Annotated in this window: 10 protein-coding genes and 1 pseudogene; 3 read left to right on the top strand and 8 right to left on the bottom strand. The window is 73.7% G+C overall.

Annotated elements, in window-relative coordinates; genetic code table 11:
* Positions 1 to 860: 860 nt before the first annotated feature.
* Positions 861 to 2,447, bottom strand: a pseudogene (locus ACFZBT_RS06380) (DUF6350 family protein); the annotation flags it as partial.
* A gap of 97 nt (positions 2,448 to 2,544) precedes the next feature.
* Between ACFZBT_RS06380 and ACFZBT_RS06375 the strand changes: the two are divergent.
* Positions 2,545 to 3,804: a helix-turn-helix domain-containing protein gene (locus ACFZBT_RS06375; protein ID WP_391099087.1), complete on the top strand. Its 1,260-nt coding sequence runs from the start codon at positions 2,545 to 2,547 to the stop codon at positions 3,802 to 3,804.
* A gap of 110 nt (positions 3,805 to 3,914) precedes the next feature.
* Here ACFZBT_RS06375 and sucD read toward each other — a convergent pair whose 3' ends face one another.
* The 6 genes from sucD to ACFZBT_RS06345 form a co-directional block, all read right to left on the bottom strand.
* Positions 3,915 to 4,799: a succinate--CoA ligase subunit alpha gene (sucD, locus tag ACFZBT_RS06370; protein ID WP_215119281.1), complete on the bottom strand. Its 885-nt coding sequence runs from the start codon at positions 4,797 to 4,799 to the stop codon at positions 3,915 to 3,917.
* Positions 4,800 to 4,820: 21 nt separating this feature from the next.
* A complete protein-coding gene (gene sucC, locus ACFZBT_RS06365) occupies positions 4,821 to 5,999 on the bottom strand; it encodes an ADP-forming succinate--CoA ligase subunit beta (protein WP_391099085.1) in 1,179 nt (392 codons plus the stop codon).
* A 503-nt stretch (positions 6,000 to 6,502) separates the two neighbouring features.
* The gene (locus tag ACFZBT_RS06360; protein ID WP_391099083.1) at positions 6,503 to 7,528 is read right to left on the bottom strand and encodes a hypothetical protein; all 1,026 of its coding nucleotides are present in this window, start codon (positions 7,526 to 7,528) and stop codon (positions 6,503 to 6,505) included.
* Between the two features lie 224 nt (positions 7,529 to 7,752).
* On the bottom strand, positions 7,753 to 8,916 hold the full coding sequence (locus tag ACFZBT_RS06355) for a VWA domain-containing protein (RefSeq protein ID WP_391099081.1): 1,164 nt from the start codon (positions 8,914 to 8,916) through the stop codon (positions 7,753 to 7,755).
* Between the two features lie 139 nt (positions 8,917 to 9,055).
* Positions 9,056 to 11,467, bottom strand: a complete 2,412-nt coding sequence (locus ACFZBT_RS06350; RefSeq protein WP_391099079.1) for a DUF5682 family protein — start codon at positions 11,465 to 11,467, stop codon at positions 9,056 to 9,058.
* A 51-nt stretch (positions 11,468 to 11,518) separates the two neighbouring features.
* The gene (locus tag ACFZBT_RS06345; RefSeq protein WP_391099077.1) at positions 11,519 to 12,637 is read right to left on the bottom strand and encodes an AAA family ATPase; all 1,119 of its coding nucleotides are present in this window, start codon (positions 12,635 to 12,637) and stop codon (positions 11,519 to 11,521) included.
* A 145-nt stretch (positions 12,638 to 12,782) separates the two neighbouring features.
* Between ACFZBT_RS06345 and ACFZBT_RS06340 the strand changes: the two genes are divergently transcribed.
* Positions 12,783 to 14,138 (top strand): SWIM zinc finger family protein, encoded by a 1,356-nt coding sequence (locus ACFZBT_RS06340; protein WP_391099074.1) that lies wholly within the window; start codon positions 12,783 to 12,785, stop codon positions 14,136 to 14,138.
* A gap of 142 nt (positions 14,139 to 14,280) precedes the next feature.
* On the top strand, positions 14,281 to 15,945 hold the full coding sequence (locus ACFZBT_RS06335; RefSeq protein WP_391099072.1) for a DUF5691 domain-containing protein: 1,665 nt from the start codon (positions 14,281 to 14,283) through the stop codon (positions 15,943 to 15,945).
* Between the two features lie 170 nt (positions 15,946 to 16,115).
* Here the strand turns inward: ACFZBT_RS06335 and ACFZBT_RS06330 are convergent, their stop codons facing one another.
* Positions 16,116 to 16,532 carry a cobalamin-dependent protein gene (locus ACFZBT_RS06330; protein WP_391099069.1) on the bottom strand — a complete coding sequence of 139 codons (417 nt, stop codon included), beginning with the start codon at positions 16,530 to 16,532 and terminating at the stop codon, positions 16,116 to 16,118.
* Between the last annotated feature and the right edge of the window lie 346 nt (positions 16,533 to 16,878).

Genomic DNA, 16,878 nt, shown 5'->3' with positions numbered 1-16,878 from the left:
CCGGCGTCGTCGTCCTGGTCCCGCAGGCCGTAGAGGGCGTCGTGCTCGTAGGCGACGTAGGGCAGGTCCGGGGTGCGGGACGCCGTGGTTCCGGTCCGGTCCGACGACGAGGTGTCGCGCCCGGCGCCTGGAGAGCCCTCGGGGTTCTCGGCAGCCCGGGCGGCTCCGGCTCCCCCGGCGATTCCGGCACTCTTGGCATGGTTGGCACCCCAGAGGGCACCGGCATCCCCGGCGACTCCGGTCCCCTCGGCGCCCCAGAAGGCTCCGGCTCCGGCGTCGCCCTCGGCGGCTCCGGCTCCCCTGGCGCTCCCGGCACGCCGCGCCGCTCCGGCATCCCCGGTGCCCACGGGACCCTCGGCGGGCCAGGCGACTCCGGCGCTCCCGGCACGCCGCACGGCTCCGGCATCGCCGGTGCCCACGGCACCCTCGGTGATTCCGGCACTCCTGGCACGCCGAGCCGCTCCGGCATCCCCGGCCCCCTCGGCGGGCCAGGCGACTCCGGCGCTCCCGGCACGCTGCACGGCTCCGGCATCGCCGGTGCCCACGGCACCCTCGGTGATTCCGGCACTCCTGGCACGCCGCGCCGCTCCGGCATCCCCGGTCCCCTCGGCGGGCCAGGCGACTCCGGCGCTCCCGGCACGCTGCACGGCTCCGGCATCGCCGCCGGTGCCCATGGCACCCTCGGCGCCCCACCCGGCTCCGGCACCCTCGGTGATTCCGGCGCTCCCGGCACGCCGCGCCGCTCCGGCATCCCCGGTGCCCCCGGTCCCCTCGGCGGGCCAGGCGACTCCGGCGCCGTCGGCGCCCCAGACCGTTCCCACTTCCCCGCCTTCCCCTGCGGTCCCCGTGCCCCCGGCGCCCGCGCCGCGTCCGGCCCGTCCGGTGCGTGCGGCGGACCCGGGGGCCCGGGTGGCCCCTCCGCGCGCGAACCAACCGCCGCGGTGACGCGGCCTCCCGGCCCCCCTGGCGCCCTTGGCCGGCTCCTCGCGCTGTCTGCCGATCGCCGGTTCCTCCGCTCGAGGTGAGCGGCGGCGCCACAGCCCCACCCCCACCGCCGTCGGGACCGCCACCAGCGTCAGCCAGCACAGGGCCGCCGCGCCCACCTGCCACCACTCCGGGCCGAAACGAGCCAGTACGGCGACCCCGAGCGGGCCGCCCGCCAGGGCGGCGAGGCCCGCGAGTACGGCCGCGCACAGGAGTGCCGCCAGCGCGGCGGCGACGGCACCGCGCCACGGCGACCAGCCGCCACCCCGTCCGCCGCCCGGCTTCGTGCCGCCGCGCTCCCCGGCAGCCGCGCCCTTCGCCACGGTCCGGCCCATCACCACCCCGGCGACGACCGGCACGGCCCCGGCCGCCCAGTGCACCAACGCCCCCTGCCCCGCCTCCGGCACCGCCGCCAGCAGCGGAAACGACGGCAGGAACGGCGGCGGCGCGGAGGACAACGGGCCGACGACATGACCCGCGCCCAGAGCGAAGCCGGGACCGAGTGCGTACGCGGCACCCCACACCGCCGCGTTCGGCATCAGGGCCACACTCAGCAGCAGCACCGCGCACCGTCCCGACCACCCCTCGGTCAGCCGGAGCCACGACGCCTGGGCCTCCGCACCGTGCGCCACCAGCGACACCGTCACCAGCAGCGCACCGCCCCCGAGCAACACCGCCACCCCGGCGGCCGCGGCCCGGGCGGCGACACCCGGGCGCCCGTCGGACCCGTACACCAGAGGCCGCAGCCCCTTCGGCAGGACCCGCAGCAGCCGCCGCAGCGGCCCGCCGGGACGGCCGTACGCCGACCACACACCCACCCCCGCCACCACGACGGCGACCAGCGGCACGTACACCCCCGTCCACAGCCACGACGGCCGCAGCACACCGCCGGCGGCGAACAGCGCGGCGGACAGCGCGACGGCCAGGTAGCCGAGGACGACGCCCGTCCACGCCGTGCGGGCGGCGACCAGCGGCGGTCCCGCACTCTTGATGGCCTCCATGCGCTCGGCGTCCCTGCGGCCTTTACCGTCCTCGAGGTCCTCGATGGTCGCGATGGCCCTGAAGCCGCCGGCGGGGTCGTCGCCCCCCGCCCCGCCGTCCGTGGCGTCGCGTGCCGCCCGGAGCAGCAGCCACACGGGCAGGGCGAGCAGGAGCAGCGGCGGGACGCCCACGGGGGCGGGGACGCCGGACAGCGTGTCGACGCGGATCAGCTCGGCTCCGTGGGCCAGCAGCCACAGCGCCGCCGTGACGTGCAGCACGCCGCTGGGCCCGCTGTCGGGGTACGGCGAGGTGATCCACAGCATCATCACCAGCACGGCGCACCACGCGAGCCCCAGGCCCGCCGCCACCGCACCACTCACGAGGGCGTCGCCCAGTCCGGGCGAACGGTCGCGCACCCGGGCGAGCAGGAGCGTCGGCAGACGGCGGCGAGCGGTTGCGGTCATCTTGATCACGCCCGTCATGCTCCCAACGACACGCGCTTTACCGTCGTAACAGGCGAACCACCGTTGTGTCGCTCAATATACGTTTTATGTACTTTTCCGTATGGAGGGGCGCCCTGTGACACAGAGCCCTGCCCTCCCCCTCCCTCCCCCCAAGGAACGCCGACGCCTGCGCGAGGCCGCCTCGCTGACGCGGGCTCAGCTGGCTTCCCGGGTGGGCGTCACCAGCGAGACGGTGCGCGGATGGGAGACCGGCCGCGCCACGCCACGCGGCCGGAAGGGGGAGAAGTACGCGAGGCTGCTGAACTCGCTGGGTGAGGCACGGGAGATGACGGAGCCTCACAGGAGCGTCACCACGACCGACCGGGGCAGGTCCGCCGCCCCGGGCAGGGGCGCCAGGAGCCGCCCGCCCGCCAGGGACAGGGACCGGGACCGGGACCGGGACCGGGGCCATGTCACCGACCGGGGCCGCTCCCACCTCCTCGACCGCGGCCGTACCGCCGCCCGCGTCACGCTCGGCGACCGCGGCCGGACCCCCGACCGTACGAAGACCCCGCACCGACCGGACGACGCGACCTCCGCGCTCGCCCCCGAACAGGCCTTCGACGCGCTGTATTCCTTCTGCGCCCCCGCGCTGGTCCGGCAGACCTATCTGCTGACCGGGCGCCGTGAGCTGGCCCGGGAGTCCGTCGAGCGGGCGTTTCAGATCGCCTGGCAGCGCTGGCCCGAGGTGGCCCGCGACCGGGACCCGGCGGGCTGGGTGCGCGCGCTGTCGTACGAGTGCGCGCTCTCCCCGTGGCACCGGCTCCGGCCCCGCTACCGGCACCCGGAGCCGCCGCCGCCCGACGCGTTCGACCGCGCGCTGATGGGCACCCTGCTGGGGCTCCCGCCCTCGTACCGCCGCACGCTGCTGCTGTACGACGGCGTCGGCCTCGGCCTGCCCGAGACGGCGGCGGAGACGGAGGCGAGCACCCGCGCCGCCGTGAACCGGCTGACGCACGCCCGCGAGGCGGTCGCCGAACGGCTGCCGGAGCTGGCGGACCCGGAGGTCCTGCACTGGCGGCTGGTCGAACTCGCCTCCACCGAACGGCTGCGGGCCGCCAAGCCACTGGTGGTGCGGCAGGCCGGGGAGCGCCGGGCCCGCCTCTGGACCCGGGCCGCCATCGCCTTCACGGCCCTGCTGATCGGGACCACGGTGCTCACCGTGCGTACGGCCCCGACGCGCTACGAGGCGCCCGTGCCGGCGGGCGAGACCGTCCAGGGCGTACCGCCACCGGTCGCCCCCGGACCGCTGTCGGAGAAGGAGCGGGAACTGCGGTCGAAGCTGCGGGAGGAGGAGCAGAAGGGGCCCGAGCGGCTGCGGCCGCAGCCTCGGTGAGGCCGGCTTCGGCTGCCGGCGGCGGGGGCGAGGGCGGGGGCGGGCCTGAAACGACGGTGGGCCCGCCCCCCTGCGGGGAGCGGGCCCACCTGTGAGCCGTGAGGCGATGCTCAGCCGGCGAGGATGGCGCGGGCCAGCTTCGCGGTCTCGGTCGGGGTCTTGCCGACCTTGACGCCGGCGGCCTCGAGGGCCTCCTTCTTCGCGGCGGCCGTGCCGGAGGAGCCGGAGACGATGGCGCCGGCGTGGCCCATGGTCTTGCCCTCGGGCGCGGTGAAGCCCGCGACGTAGCCGACGACCGGCTTCTTCACGTTCTCCTTGATGAAGGCCGCGGCCCGCTCCTCGGCGTCGCCGCCGATCTCACCGATCATCACGATCAGGTCGGTGTCGGGGTCGGCCTCGAACGCGGCGAGCGCGTCGATGTGGGTCGTGCCGATGACCGGGTCGCCACCGATGCCGACGGCCGAGGAGAAGCCGATGTCACGCAGCTCGTACATCATCTGGTACGTCAGCGTGCCGGACTTCGAGACCAGGCCGATGCGGCCCGGCTTGGTGATGTCGCCCGGGATGATGCCGGCGTTCGACTGGCCCGGCGTGATGAGGCCGGGGCAGTTCGGGCCGATGATGCGGGTCTTGTTGCCCTGCGACACGGCGTAGGCGTAGAACGCGGCCGAGTCGTGGACGGCGATGCCCTCGGTGATGACGACCGCGAGCGGGATCTCGGCGTCGATGGCCTCGACGACGGCGGCCTTGGCGAAGGCCGGCGGGACGAAGAGGACGGATACGTTGGCGCCCGTCTTCTCCATCGCCTCGGCGACCGAGCCGAACACCGGGATGTCGTTGCCGTCGATGTCGACGGACGTGCCCGCCTTGCGGGGGTTCACGCCACCGACGATGTTCGTGCCGTCGGCCAGCATGAGCTTGGTGTGCTTCATGCCCGTGGCACCGGTCATGCCCTGGACGATGACCTTGCTGTCCTTGTTGAGGAAGATAGCCATGGCTGTTTAGTCCCTCGTCCCTTACTTCGCAGCCGCGAGCTCGGCGGCCTTGTCGGCCGCTCCGTCCATGGTGTCCACGCGCTGCACCAGCGGGTGGTTGGCATCGGAGAGGATCTTGCGGCCCAGCTCCGCGTTGTTGCCGTCCAGACGGACGACCAGGGGCTTGGTGACTTCCTCGCCCTTGTCCTTGAGCAGCTGCAGCGCCTGGACGATGCCGTTGGCGACCTCGTCGCAGGCGGTGATGCCACCGAAGACGTTGACGAAGACGGACTTGACGTCCGGGTCGCCGAGGATGATCTCCAGGCCGTTCGCCATGACGGCGGCGGAGGCGCCACCACCGATGTCGAGGAAGTTGGCCGGCTTCACGCCGCCGTGGGCCTCACCGGCGTACGCGACGACGTCCAGGGTGCTCATGACGAGACCCGCGCCGTTGCCGATGATGCCGACCTCACCGTCGAGCTTGACGTAGTTGAGGTTCTTCTCCTTGGCGGCGGCCTCGAGCGGGTTGGCCGCGTCCTTGTCCTGGAGGGCCTCGTGCTCCGGCTGACGGAACTCGGCGTTCTCGTCGAGGGAGACCTTGCCGTCCAGGGCGATGACGTCACCGGAGGCGACCTTGGCCAGCGGGTTGACCTCGACCAGGAGGGCGTCCTCCTCGACGAAGGTCTTCCACAGGGTGACCAGGATGTCCGCGACCTTGTCGGCGACCTCGGCCGGGAAGTTCGCGGCCTCGACGATCTGGCGGGCGACCTCGGGGGTCACACCCACGTTGGCGTCGATCGGCGTCTTGGCGACGGCCTCGGGGCGGGTCTCCGCCACCTCCTCGATCTCCACGCCGCCCTCGACGGAGGCGATGGAGAGGAAGGTGCGGTTGGCACGGTCCAGGAGGAAGGAGACGTAGTACTCCTCCAGGATCTCCGGAGCCGTCTCGGCGATCATCACCTTGTGGACCGTGTGGCCCTTGATGTCCATGCCGAGGATGTTGGTCGCGTGCTCGACCGCCTCGTCGGTGGTCGCCGCCAGCTTCACGCCGCCGGCCTTGCCACGGCCGCCGACCTTCACCTGGGCCTTGACGACGGACTTGCCACCGAGGCGCTCGGTGGCTGCGCGGGCCGCCTCAGGCGTGTCGATGACTTCACCGGCCAGCACCGGTACATCGTGCTTGGCGAAGAGGTCCCTCGCCTGGTACTCGAACAGGTCCACGCGCTTCCGTCCCTATCAGTGATCTCGCGGTTCGTTGTCTGCGTGGGCGTGCCGCGAGGGCAACGTGACGTCCGCTGTCTGTCACAAGGGAGGCGCACACGGTGTCCGAGCGCGCGGCATGTCCGTCTCGCAGGTTATCGCTGCTTGCAGGAGGCCCCTAAATCGAGGGTCACACCTGAGCGGTGATACCTGTCACATGATGCCGCGCTCTCTGGCACAGCGTGCCGAGCGTGAGGGGCCTCACCGGGCCGGGGTAAACCCGGTGAGGCCCGCCGAACACCCCCGAGGGAGCACAAACGCCCAGTTCAGGGCTCTGCTCTCCGGGGGCGGGTCGGTCGGCCCCCACCCCAATGGGGACCTGGCCGACCTCATCCACGAGGTTTCGGCCTCGGACCGCCGACGGCTTTCGACCGTCCGGGCGTGAGGGCTCGCGGAGTCTCAGGGGGAGGGATCCGCTCCCGCGCGACAGGTCCGTACGGCGGAGGAGCGGTGGTCTGCCGCTGCTAGCCGGGAAAGACGGGGATGTCCCGGTGACTGTCGCGGATACCGGCCGGGCAGGTGCGGACAGCCGCGCCGCGCAGGAGGCTCAGCGGAGCCGGGCTGCTCGGTGTGACGGCATGCGCGTCGCCGTGACGCGGTGAGCCGTGGTCGGCCATGGAACGGTTGCAGAGCGTGCCGTCCGGACGCCCTCCGGGCACGTGACCGACCGGGCCGGCGCCTCCGACGCTTGCGGACGCTCCGGCGTGAGCCGCGCGTCTGAGGTGGTGCGCGTGGTCGTGGGCTGCGTGGTCGTGGGCTGCTCGGTCGGTGTATGGGGCGTGGGCCTGGTCGCCGTGCGGGCCGTGCGCCACGGGGGCCGCCTTCCCGGCCGGGGCCGGGACAGGGGCAGGGGTCGCAGGGGTGTCGCCCGGCGGCGGGTCGGCCGTGACGGGCCCGGTCGCGGGCAGGGGGTGACCCGGAGACGCCGGACAGCCGGGTAGCCCGGGCTGTGCGGGCACTCCCGGGACCGTGAGGTCGTCATCAGGCGGAGCTGGCGGAGCTGTCGGCGCCGGCAGCCCGGGCAGGTCCGGCAGCGCCGGCGAGTCGGGCACAGCCGGGAGGTCGGGCAGGGAGGGCAAGCCGGGCAGCACGGGCACGGACGGTGCCTTCGGCGGTACGGGCGAGTCCGGCAGGTCCGGCAGGTCCGGCAGGTTCGTCAGCGGGGGAGCCTTCGGAGGTGCCGGCAGCTTCGCCTGCGCCTTCACCAGCTGCCCGCCGACCGACTTCCTCGCGTCATCCACCACTCGTACGACGCGGTCGGCCGAAGCGTGCGCGTCAGGTCGGGCCGGCAGCGTCTGCCCGCCGACCAACCGCCCGGCCGCACTGTCCGCCGACACCCGCACACCGTCCGCCGCATACGCCCGCTCACCGCACAGGAGCCCGAGGACGAGCACCCCGCCCACCAGCAGCGCCACTTGGAGCGCGCGCCGCCCGGCCGCTGCGCGCAGTGCGCGCGCAACGGCACCGGACGGGGCTGCTGACGAGGTCAAGAGGGGGAGCTTCCTCCCGTGCGACGGAGCAACGGCGGAACGCATCACGCGTCACGGGCAACGAGTCGGCACAACACGGTTCTGCCCGGAGCGGCGCGACACCCTGCCGAGCAGGCGCTGATCCTCGCACGGGAGTGCGGAGGTCGCGCAAGCCCCCTATCTATTGATGGCCAGTCATATCCGTTTCGCCGGACCGAATCGGACGACAACGCGTCGACAAATCGTCACACCGCGTCCGGTATCGGCAGCGGCCGCTTCTCGATCGCCGCCGCCATCACCTCCGGGAACAGATCGGGCGTGCAGGCGAACGCCGGTGCCCCCAGCGCGGCGAGCGCGGCCGCGTGCTCCCGGTCGTAGGCCGGTGCCCCCTCGTCCGAGAGCGCCAGCAGCGTCACGAACTGCACCCCCGACGCCTTCATCGCCGAGACCCGCTTGAGCATCTCGTTCCGGATGCCCCCTTCGTAGAGGTCGCTGATCAGCACCACCACCGTCTCGGCGGGCCGGGTGATCTGCGACTGGCAGTACGCCAGCGCCCGGTTGATGTCCGTACCGCCTCCCAGTTGCGTGCCGAAGAGCACGTCCACCGGGTCGTCGAGCTGGTCGGTGAGGTCGACGACCGCCGTGTCGAAGACGACGAGTCGCGTGGAGATCGTCCGCATCGAGGCGAGCACCGCTCCGAACACCGACGCGTAGACAACCGATGCCGCCATGGATCCCGACTGGTCGATACAGAGGATGACCTCCTTCTTGGTGGACTGGGACGCCCGCCCGAACCCGATGAGCCGCTCCGGCACGATCGTTCGGTACTCGGGCAGGTAGTGCTTGAGGTTGGCCGCGATCGTGCGGTTCCAGTCGATGTCGTGATGGCGCGGCCGGTTGACGCGGGCGCTGCGGTCGAGGGCACCGGTGAGAGTGGCCCGGGTGCGGGTGGCGAGCCGCTTCTCCAGGTCCTCGACGACCTTGCGCACGACGGCCCGTGCCGTCTCCTTCGTCGTCTCCGGCATGGCCTTGTTGAGCGACAGCAGCGTGCCGACGAGATGCACGTCGGCCTCCACCGCCTCCAGCATCTCCGGCTCCAGCAGCAGCGTGGCGAGACCGAGCCGGTCGATGGCGTCGCGCTGCATGACCTGCACGACGGAGGACGGGAAGTACGTCCTGATGTCGCCGAGCCAGCGCGCCACCGACGGCGCCGACGCCCCGAGCCCCGCCGAACGGTCCCGGCCCCCCTGCGGCTTGTCCCCCTTTCCGTAGAGCGCGGTGAGCGCCCCGTCCACTGCCGCGTCCCGCCCGGAGAGCGCGCATCCGGTGCCGTCCGCCGCGTCGCCCCCGAGTACCAGCCGCCACCGCCGCAACCGCTCCTGCGCCGGGTCCCTCGCCTCGGTCGTCATCCGCGTCCTCCCCCGCTAAGCCGTTCCCACAGGGGGATCACCGGCACGGTCGTCGTGGGGCGGCCCTCCGCCCGGGGCCGGTTGCCGATGGTTTCCGCGGCTTCCGTCCTCGGAGCCGGCTCCCTCAGGTCGTCGGTCGTCATCCCGTCACCCCCGCCAGGTCGTTACCGGTCTTCTCTTCCGTGTCGTCCAGCCCGAGCAGCAGCCGCACGACCGGCAGCACGGCGTCCGCGCGCGCCGTGTCGAGTTCGGCCGCGAAGCCGGGTATGCCGGAGCCGGCCGCCGCCGCACCGCCGCCGCCCCCTGTCCCCGGCCCGCGCCGGACCAGTTCGCCGAGGGTCCGGCGCACCCCGGGCTCGTACGCCGAGAACGTCCGCCGCAGCAGGGGCAGCACATCCGTGAAGGCCTCCGCCGGCACCCCGGTGAGCCAGGCGTCGACCAGCCCGAGCAGCCGCTCGTCGTGCACCAGGAGCATCCCGCCGCCGGAGCCTCCTCCGACGAAGCCCTCAATCCACGCGGCCGCGTCCGCGGGCGGTGTGCCCGGTGACAGGACGAGGCCCATGAGCAGCGCCGCCTCGTCCTGCGCCAGCTCCCCGTCGTCGAGCAGGAGCCGCACGGCCCGCCCCCGGATCACCCCGGGCACGGTGTCCCGCCCGCACAGCATCCGCAGCACCGACTGCCAGCGGCCTCTCAGATCACCGTGTCCCGGCGCGGGCGCGTCGCCCAGAAGCCCCACGGCCCCGTGCACCGCGTCCACATGGCGCCGCATCTCCTCGGCGGCGTCCGCGTCGAGCGCGGCGCAGGCCGGGGGCAGGCCGACGAAGACCCGCTCGGCCAGGCCAGCGGCGACCTCTCCCAGGGCCCCGGTGTGCGTCCCCCGCACATCTCCGTAGCGCAGGGAGCGGACCAGGGCCGGCAGCGCCTGGGCGAGATGGCCGACGTCCGTGTCGAGGGCCGCCCGGTCGGCGAGGATCCGCATCACCGTGGGCAGGGCGTCGGGCAGTTCGGCCAGCAGGCAGCGCTCGGCGAGGGCGGTGACATCGGCCAGGTTCTGCGCGGCGGCCCCGTCCGCCTCGGCCTTCGCGGTCGCGGCGGACAGTACGGTCGTCCCCCACACGCCGGCCTCGGCGACCCGCACCGACAGCTCGGGCTCCCAGCGCAGCCGCCAGGTCTCCCGGAACGTGCCCGTGCTGCCCCGCGAGGCGGCCGGTTCGCCCCAGGCGACTCCGAGCAGCCGCAGCCGGTGCAGCAGCCTGCTGCGGCCGGCGTCGGTCTCCTTGCGCAGGTCGAGCTCCAACTCCCGCTCCAGCGCCTCCGGCTTCAGCCGCAGCCGGCGCTGGAGCCGGGCGAGGTCCCGCTGCAACGGAACCGCCGGCGCCGTCGGCGGCACCTCCCCCAGCACATCCCCGACGACCAGCCGGTCGTGCACCAGCGCCAGCGGTACGTCCGAGCCCTCGCACAGCACCGCCCGCACCGCGTCGGTCGTCTCGCTCAGGCCGGGCAGCGGACGGCCGCGCATCGCGGCGAGCGTCTCGGCCAGCCGCACCGCCTCGATGACATGCGCGGAGGAGACGATCCGGTCCTCGGCGCGCAGCAGCCCGGCCACCTTGGTCAGCCACCGCTCGACCGGCCGGTCCGGGGCGCCGAACAGATGCCCGTACCAGCCCGGCGACTCGATGCCGGCCCCGTAGCCGCTGATCCGGGACAGCCTGCGGTGGGTCCACGGCACCCACGTCATGTCCGTCTTGACCTTGGGCAGGCCCTTCAGCAGCGCCTTGTCGGCGGCGACGGTCGTCTTCTGCCGCAGGGCGGGCACGTGCCACGCTCCGCAGACGACGGCCACGCCGTCCTCGAACTCCCGCTGCGCGGCCCGCACCTGGAGCCGCATGTAGGCCTCCCGCACCAGGTCCCGGTCGTGCCCGCCGACGCCGTAGGTCTCCCGGAGCGCCCCCATCGCCTCCTCGAGCACGGTGAACGGCGCGAGCGCGTCTCCCTTCCCGGCGCCCCGGTGTTCCACGACGTCCTCCCACCACCGCTCGGGATCGTCGTAGCCGGCGGTCTCGGCGAGCACGCCGAGGGGATCGATCCGCAGATCGGCGGGGCCGGGGACCGATTCACCGGCGCTGTCGCCCTCGCCCTCGCCGTATCCGTCTCCGTCGGTCCCCGTCGCGTCCTCCTGCCTCCCCCAGGCCAGCGTGTGCGTGGCCGGCAGATCGATGAAGCGGGCCGGGACGTCGTGTGCCAGGGCCCAGCGGATGGCGACCCACTCCGGGGAGAACTCGGCCATCGGCCAGAACGACGAGCGGCCGGGTTCGTCCACGGCGTGGGCGAGCAGGGCGACCGGGGGCCGCATCTCCTCGTCGGCGGCGAGCGGGATCAGGACATCGGCCTCGGGCGGCCCCTCGATCAGCACGACCCGCGGCCGGGCCTCCTCGAGCGCCGCCCGCACCGCCCGGGCCGAGCCCGGCCCGTGGTGCCGCACCCCGAGCAGCAGCGGCCCGGTACCGGCGGTACCCGCCCCCCGGCCCTCAGCCCTCTCCACGACTGTCACGCCGACCCCCTCCCCTCCACGCGCACCTCTGACGGCCCCGCCCCGTACCGCTCACACGCTCACCTCACGGCAGGCCCGGTAGAAGTCCTTCCAGTCGTCGCGCTCGCGGACAACGGTCTCCAGGTACTCCTGCCAGATGACGCGGTCGGCCGCGGGGTCGCGGACGACCGCGCCGAGGATGCCCGCGGCGACGTCGCCCGGCCGCAGCACGCCGTCGCCGAAGTGGGCCGCCAGGGCGAGTCCGTTGGTGACGACGGAGATCGCCTCGGCCGTGGACAGCGTGCCGCTGGGCGACTTCAGCTTCGTCCGGCCGTCGGCCGTGACCCCGTCGCGCAGCTCCCGGAAGACCGTGACGACCCGGCGGATCTCGTCGAGGCCGTCGGGCGCGGCCGGCAGGTCGAGGGAGCGGCCGATCTGGTCGACGCGGCGCGAGACGATGTCGACCTCGGCGTCGGGGCTCTCCGGCAAGGGCAGCACCACGGTGTTGAAGCGGCGGCGCAGGGCGCTGGACAGGTCGTTGACCCCGCGGTCGCGGTCGTTGGCCGTGGCGATCAGATTGAAGCCCCGGACCGCCTGGACCTCCTGGCCCAGCTCCGGTATCGGCAGCGTCTTCTCCGACAGGATCGTGATGAGCGTGTCCTGCACATCGGCGGGGATACGCGTCAGTTCCTCGACGCGGGCGGTCATGCCTTCGGACATCGCCCGCATGACCGGGCTGGGCACGAGGGCCTCGCGGCTCGGGCCGTGGGCGAGCAGCCGCGCGTAGTTCCAGCCGTACCGGATGGCCTCCTCCGGTGTGCCGGCGGTGCCCTGCACCAGCAGCGTGGAATCGCCGCTGACCGCCGCGGCCAGGTGCTCGGACACCCAGGTCTTCGCCGTGCCGGGCACGCCGAGCAGGAGCAGGGCGCGGTCGGTGGCGAGCGTGGTGACCGCGACCTCGACGATGCGGCGCGGGCCCACGTACTTCGGCGTGATCAGCGTGCCGTCCGGCAGTGTGCCGCCGAGCAGGTAGGTCGCGACGGCCCACGGCGACAGCTTCCAGCGGGCCGGGCGCGGGCGGTCGTCCTGCGCGGCGAGTGCGGCGAGTTCGCCGGCGAAAGCGTCCTCGGCGTGCGGCCGCAGCGCCTCGGCACCGTCGGTCTGCGACGTCGGTTCAACGGACACAGGCATGGCTGAGTCCCCCTCCAGCTCGGCCGGTTCGGATCTGGTGACCACGTTGCACCACACCACTGACAATCCGTTCTGACCTGCGGAAATGCCTCGCCGGAGTCGCTCACGGACCCGATTGTCAGTGGGGGGATCTACCTTCGTTGGCATGACACAGCAGGGGGTGCGCTGGACGGCGGACCAGGTGCTGGCACTGGCGCCTGACACCGCGTCACGCAAAGCGGGAAGCAAACTCGGCGCGGCGGGGCCGTGGTCCGAGGCGGGGAGTTCCGACGAGGGGACGGTGTGGGGGCTGTGCAAGGGCAGCGGGAGCAAGCCGTATCAGACGATCGTGGACATCGCGGACGCCTCGGGGCCCGCGTACAAGTGCAGTTGCCCGAGCCGCAAGTTCCCGTGCAAGCACGCGCTCGGGCTGCTGCTGCTCTGGGCGGGCGGCGAGGGAGCGGTCCCGTCGGGGCAGGCACCGGAGTGGGCCGGGCAGTGGATAGCGGGGCGGCGCAAGCGCGCGGAGGAGGAGAGCTCGGGAGAGAGCCCGGCTTCGACTTCCGGGTCCGCTGATCCGGAGGCGGCGCGGCGCCGGGCGGAGCGGCGGGCCGAGCGGGTCACGGCGGGTGCGGTGGAGCTGGAGCAGCGTCTGGCGGACCTGTTGCGCGGCGGCCTGGCGACAGCGGAGCAGTCCGGCTACGGCCTCTGGGAGGAGACGGCGGCCCGCATGGTCGACGCCCAGGCGCAGGGCCTCGCCGCGCGAGTGCGGGAGCTGGGGGCGATCCCGTCCACCGGTCCGGGCTGGCCGGTGCGGCTGCTGGAGGAGTGCGCGCTGCTGCATCTTCTCGGCCAGGGCTGGCTGCGCCGCGAGCGACTGCCGGACGGCCTCGCCGCCACGGTCCGTTCCCGGCTCGGCCTGCCGGCCTCCGCGGAGGGCCCGCCGGTGCGGGACCGCTGGCTGGTGCTCGCCCAGTACGACACGACGGACCCACGCCTGACGACCCGCCGGATCTGGCTGCACGGCGCCGGCTCGCACCGCACCGCGCTGCTCCTCTCCTACGGCGCCGCCGGCCGCGCCCCGGAGCTGGCGCTGCCGGTGGGGCTGACCCTGGAAGCCGAGATGTCCGCCTATCCGGGCGCCGGGCAGCTGCGGGCAGCCCTGGGAGAGCGGTTCGCACCGCCCACGCCCACGGACATACGCCCGCCAGGGATGACGACATCGCAGGCGGCGGCCCGCTACGGCGACGCCCTGCGCGACGATCCGTGGCTGGAGTCCGTCCCGGTGACGCTGGACCGGGTCGTCCCCACCCCGGACGGCGGCTCCTGGCAGTTGGCGGACGCCGACGAGGACGCGGCGCTGCCGCTCACTCCCGCCGCGCGTTCCCGGCCGGGCCTGTGGCGGCTGGTCGCCCTGTCGGGTGGTGCCCCGGTCACGGTCTTCGGCGAATGCGGCCACCAGGGCTTCACCCCGCTGACGGCCTGGCCCGAGGGGCCGGGCGACGCGGTGGCGTTGTGCTGAACCGACGGCGGCGGGCCGGCCGTTCCGGTCCGCCCCTCTCTTCCCATGAATCAGCCACATCAACGCATCTTTCAGTCATCACGGGACAACCGATGAGGGTGAGACTTCAACCACTCACGGGCGCCCCACGGAAAGGACGCTCATGACAAGGACCTCCGCTCCTGTGGACGCGCCCGTCGCGGGCGACTGGGAGGGGCTCGTCACCACGGCTCTGCTGGGCACGGACCGGCGCACCCCGCCGGGCTCCGGGCCCGGCCCGGCGGCACCGGTGGCCCTGCTGGACGCGGCGGCGACGGAGACCGTACGGCGTCGGGCCGGTCTGCGTCCGGCGCGGGCCGCGGAGCGCCCGCAGGCGGCCCCGGAGGACCCTCGTCCGCCCCTGCCGCCCGCGGCGGCCCGCAGACTCGCACTGCTGCTGGCCGACCGCCCCGGCCCCTCCGGCGGCGGCCGCCGGGGCGCCGCGCCCGACCTGACGGAGTTGCTGCCCCAGTGGCTCGCGGGGGCCAACGCCCGCGGTTTCGCACCGCCTCCGCACACGCTTCCCGCACTGCTGGACGCGGCCCGGGGGCGTACCGACCTGCGTCCGGCGGTGCTGGAGTTCGCGGGGCCGCGGGCCCTGTGGCTGGCGCGGCTGAACCAGGACTGGCGGTTCGCCCTGCGCTCGGCACCGGGCGGTGGAGCGGCGTTGCCGCACGTCGATGACGACGACCGGATTCAGCGGCTGTGGCAGGAGGGCCTGTTCGCCGAACGGGTCGCCCTCCTCTCGGCCCTGCGCTCCCGCGAACCGGCGGCCGCGCGCGAACTGCTCGCGACGACCTGGGCGACGGAACGGGCCGAGGACCGGCTGATGTTCCTCGACTCCCTGCGCGCGGGCCTGGGCCCGGACGACGAGCCGTTCCTTGAACAAGCCCTGGCCGACCGCAGCCGCAACGTCCGGGCGACGGCGGCGGAGCTGCTGTCGGCGCTGCCCGGTTCGGCGCTCGCCGCGCGGATGGCGGTCAGGGCGGAGGCATGCGTGGCCGTCGACCACACGCAGACCGCGACCGCACAGGCCACACCAGCCACACCCACCACTCAGTTCACCCCGGTGATCGCCGTCGAGGCACCGCACGAGTGCGACCCGGCCATGGAGCGCGACGGCGTCGTGGCGAAGGCCCCGGCGGGACGGGGAGAACGGTCGTGGTGGTTCGGCCAGTTGGTCGAGGCCGCACCGCTCGGAACCTGGTCGCGGCGGCTGGGCGGGCGGACACCCCGGGAGATCGTGGCGCTGCCGGTGGCGGACGACTGGCAGGGCGAACTGCACGCGGCATGGTGCCGGGCGGCGGTGCGCCAGCGGGACGCCGAGTGGTCGCGCGCGCTGCTCGGCGAGCCCTCGGCCCCGGAGGCGGGCGGCCCGGGCGCGGTGTCCCTGGCCGAACGCGCCAAGCTGCTCGGCACGCTGGGCGCCGCCGAACGGGCCGAATGGGTGGCCGGCTTCATCGCGACGCACGGCCTCTCCGAGGCTTTTCAGCTGCTCGGAGTGTGCGCGGTGCCATGGTCCGGGCCGCTCGGCCGGGCGGTCGTGGACGCGCTCAACATCGCTCGGGACGCGGGGAGTTATCCATGGAGTTTCAGCGGGGTCATGGGCCTGGCCGAGCGCTGCCTCGACCCGTCCGAGGCCGGTCGCCTCGACCTCCTGCTGGCCGTACCGGACGACCCGGAGAACGCCTCACCGGGAGCCGGCGGCTACTGGGCGGAGGCCTTCCAGCGCCTGGTCACGACCCTGCGGCTGCGCGCGGCGATGGCGGAGGAACTGGGCGCGCCGTAGATCCGCGATCCCTCGACGACCGCTCGAGGACCCGGTCCCGGGCGACAACGGGCCCACCAGCCACGGCACCGAAACCGGAAACGGAACCAGCATCGCGCCCGGTCCCGGCCAGGCGAAGCCGCCCCGGCCGAACCGACGGAAGCCTACGCCCCGGCCGAACCGCCGAAGGCCTACGTCCCGGCCGGCTGACGTACGTTCGTCCGGACCCACTCCACGATCGACGTCGTCGTCGCGCCGGGCGTGAAGATCTCCGCGACGCCCTTCTCCTTCAGCAGGGGGATGTCCGCCTCGGGGATGATCCCGCCGCCGAAGACCAGGATGTCGGCCGCGTCCCGCTCCTTGAGCAGTTCGATCACCGCCGCGAAGAGCGTGTTGTGCGCGCCGGAGAGGATCGACAGCCCGATCGCGTCCGCGTCCTCCTGGATCGCCGTGTCGACGATCTGCTCGGGAGTCTGGTGGAGCCCGGTGTAGATGACCTCCATACCGGCGTCACGCAGGGCCCGGGCGATCACCTTGGCCCCGCGATCGTGGCCGTCGAGCCCCGGCTTGGCCACCACTACGCGGATCGGACCGGCTGCCACACCCATCACTGCCTCCATGAAGCGAATACATCCATCCGTACCGACAAGTACCGCACACATCGGGCACGCCGTACACGCCGCACCGCACGGACACCCCGCCCCGCATCAGCCGGGCAAGTAAACGAACGTTATCTCCAGGATCCCGCAACCGGCAGTTTCGCGCTGCGGAGCGAGGGGGAAATCACACGGTGGGACAAGCGCAAGGGGAGCCGCGACGAAGTCGCCGTACCGCCGCTCCACCCACCACACACAGCGGCGGTACGGCACTTCGGCGAAGACACGCAGGGCAAGAACCGCACGCACGGCACGTACCGCACCCAGGGGACCACTGGCGCCACACACGCCACACGCT

This window comes from Streptomyces sp. NPDC008137, from assembly GCF_042957035.1.
In the GTDB taxonomy this organism is placed as follows: Bacteria; Actinomycetota; Actinomycetes; order Streptomycetales; family Streptomycetaceae; genus Streptomyces.
The sequence above is the reverse complement of the archived record's forward strand: the minus strand, read 5'-3'. Positions and strand labels throughout refer to the sequence as shown.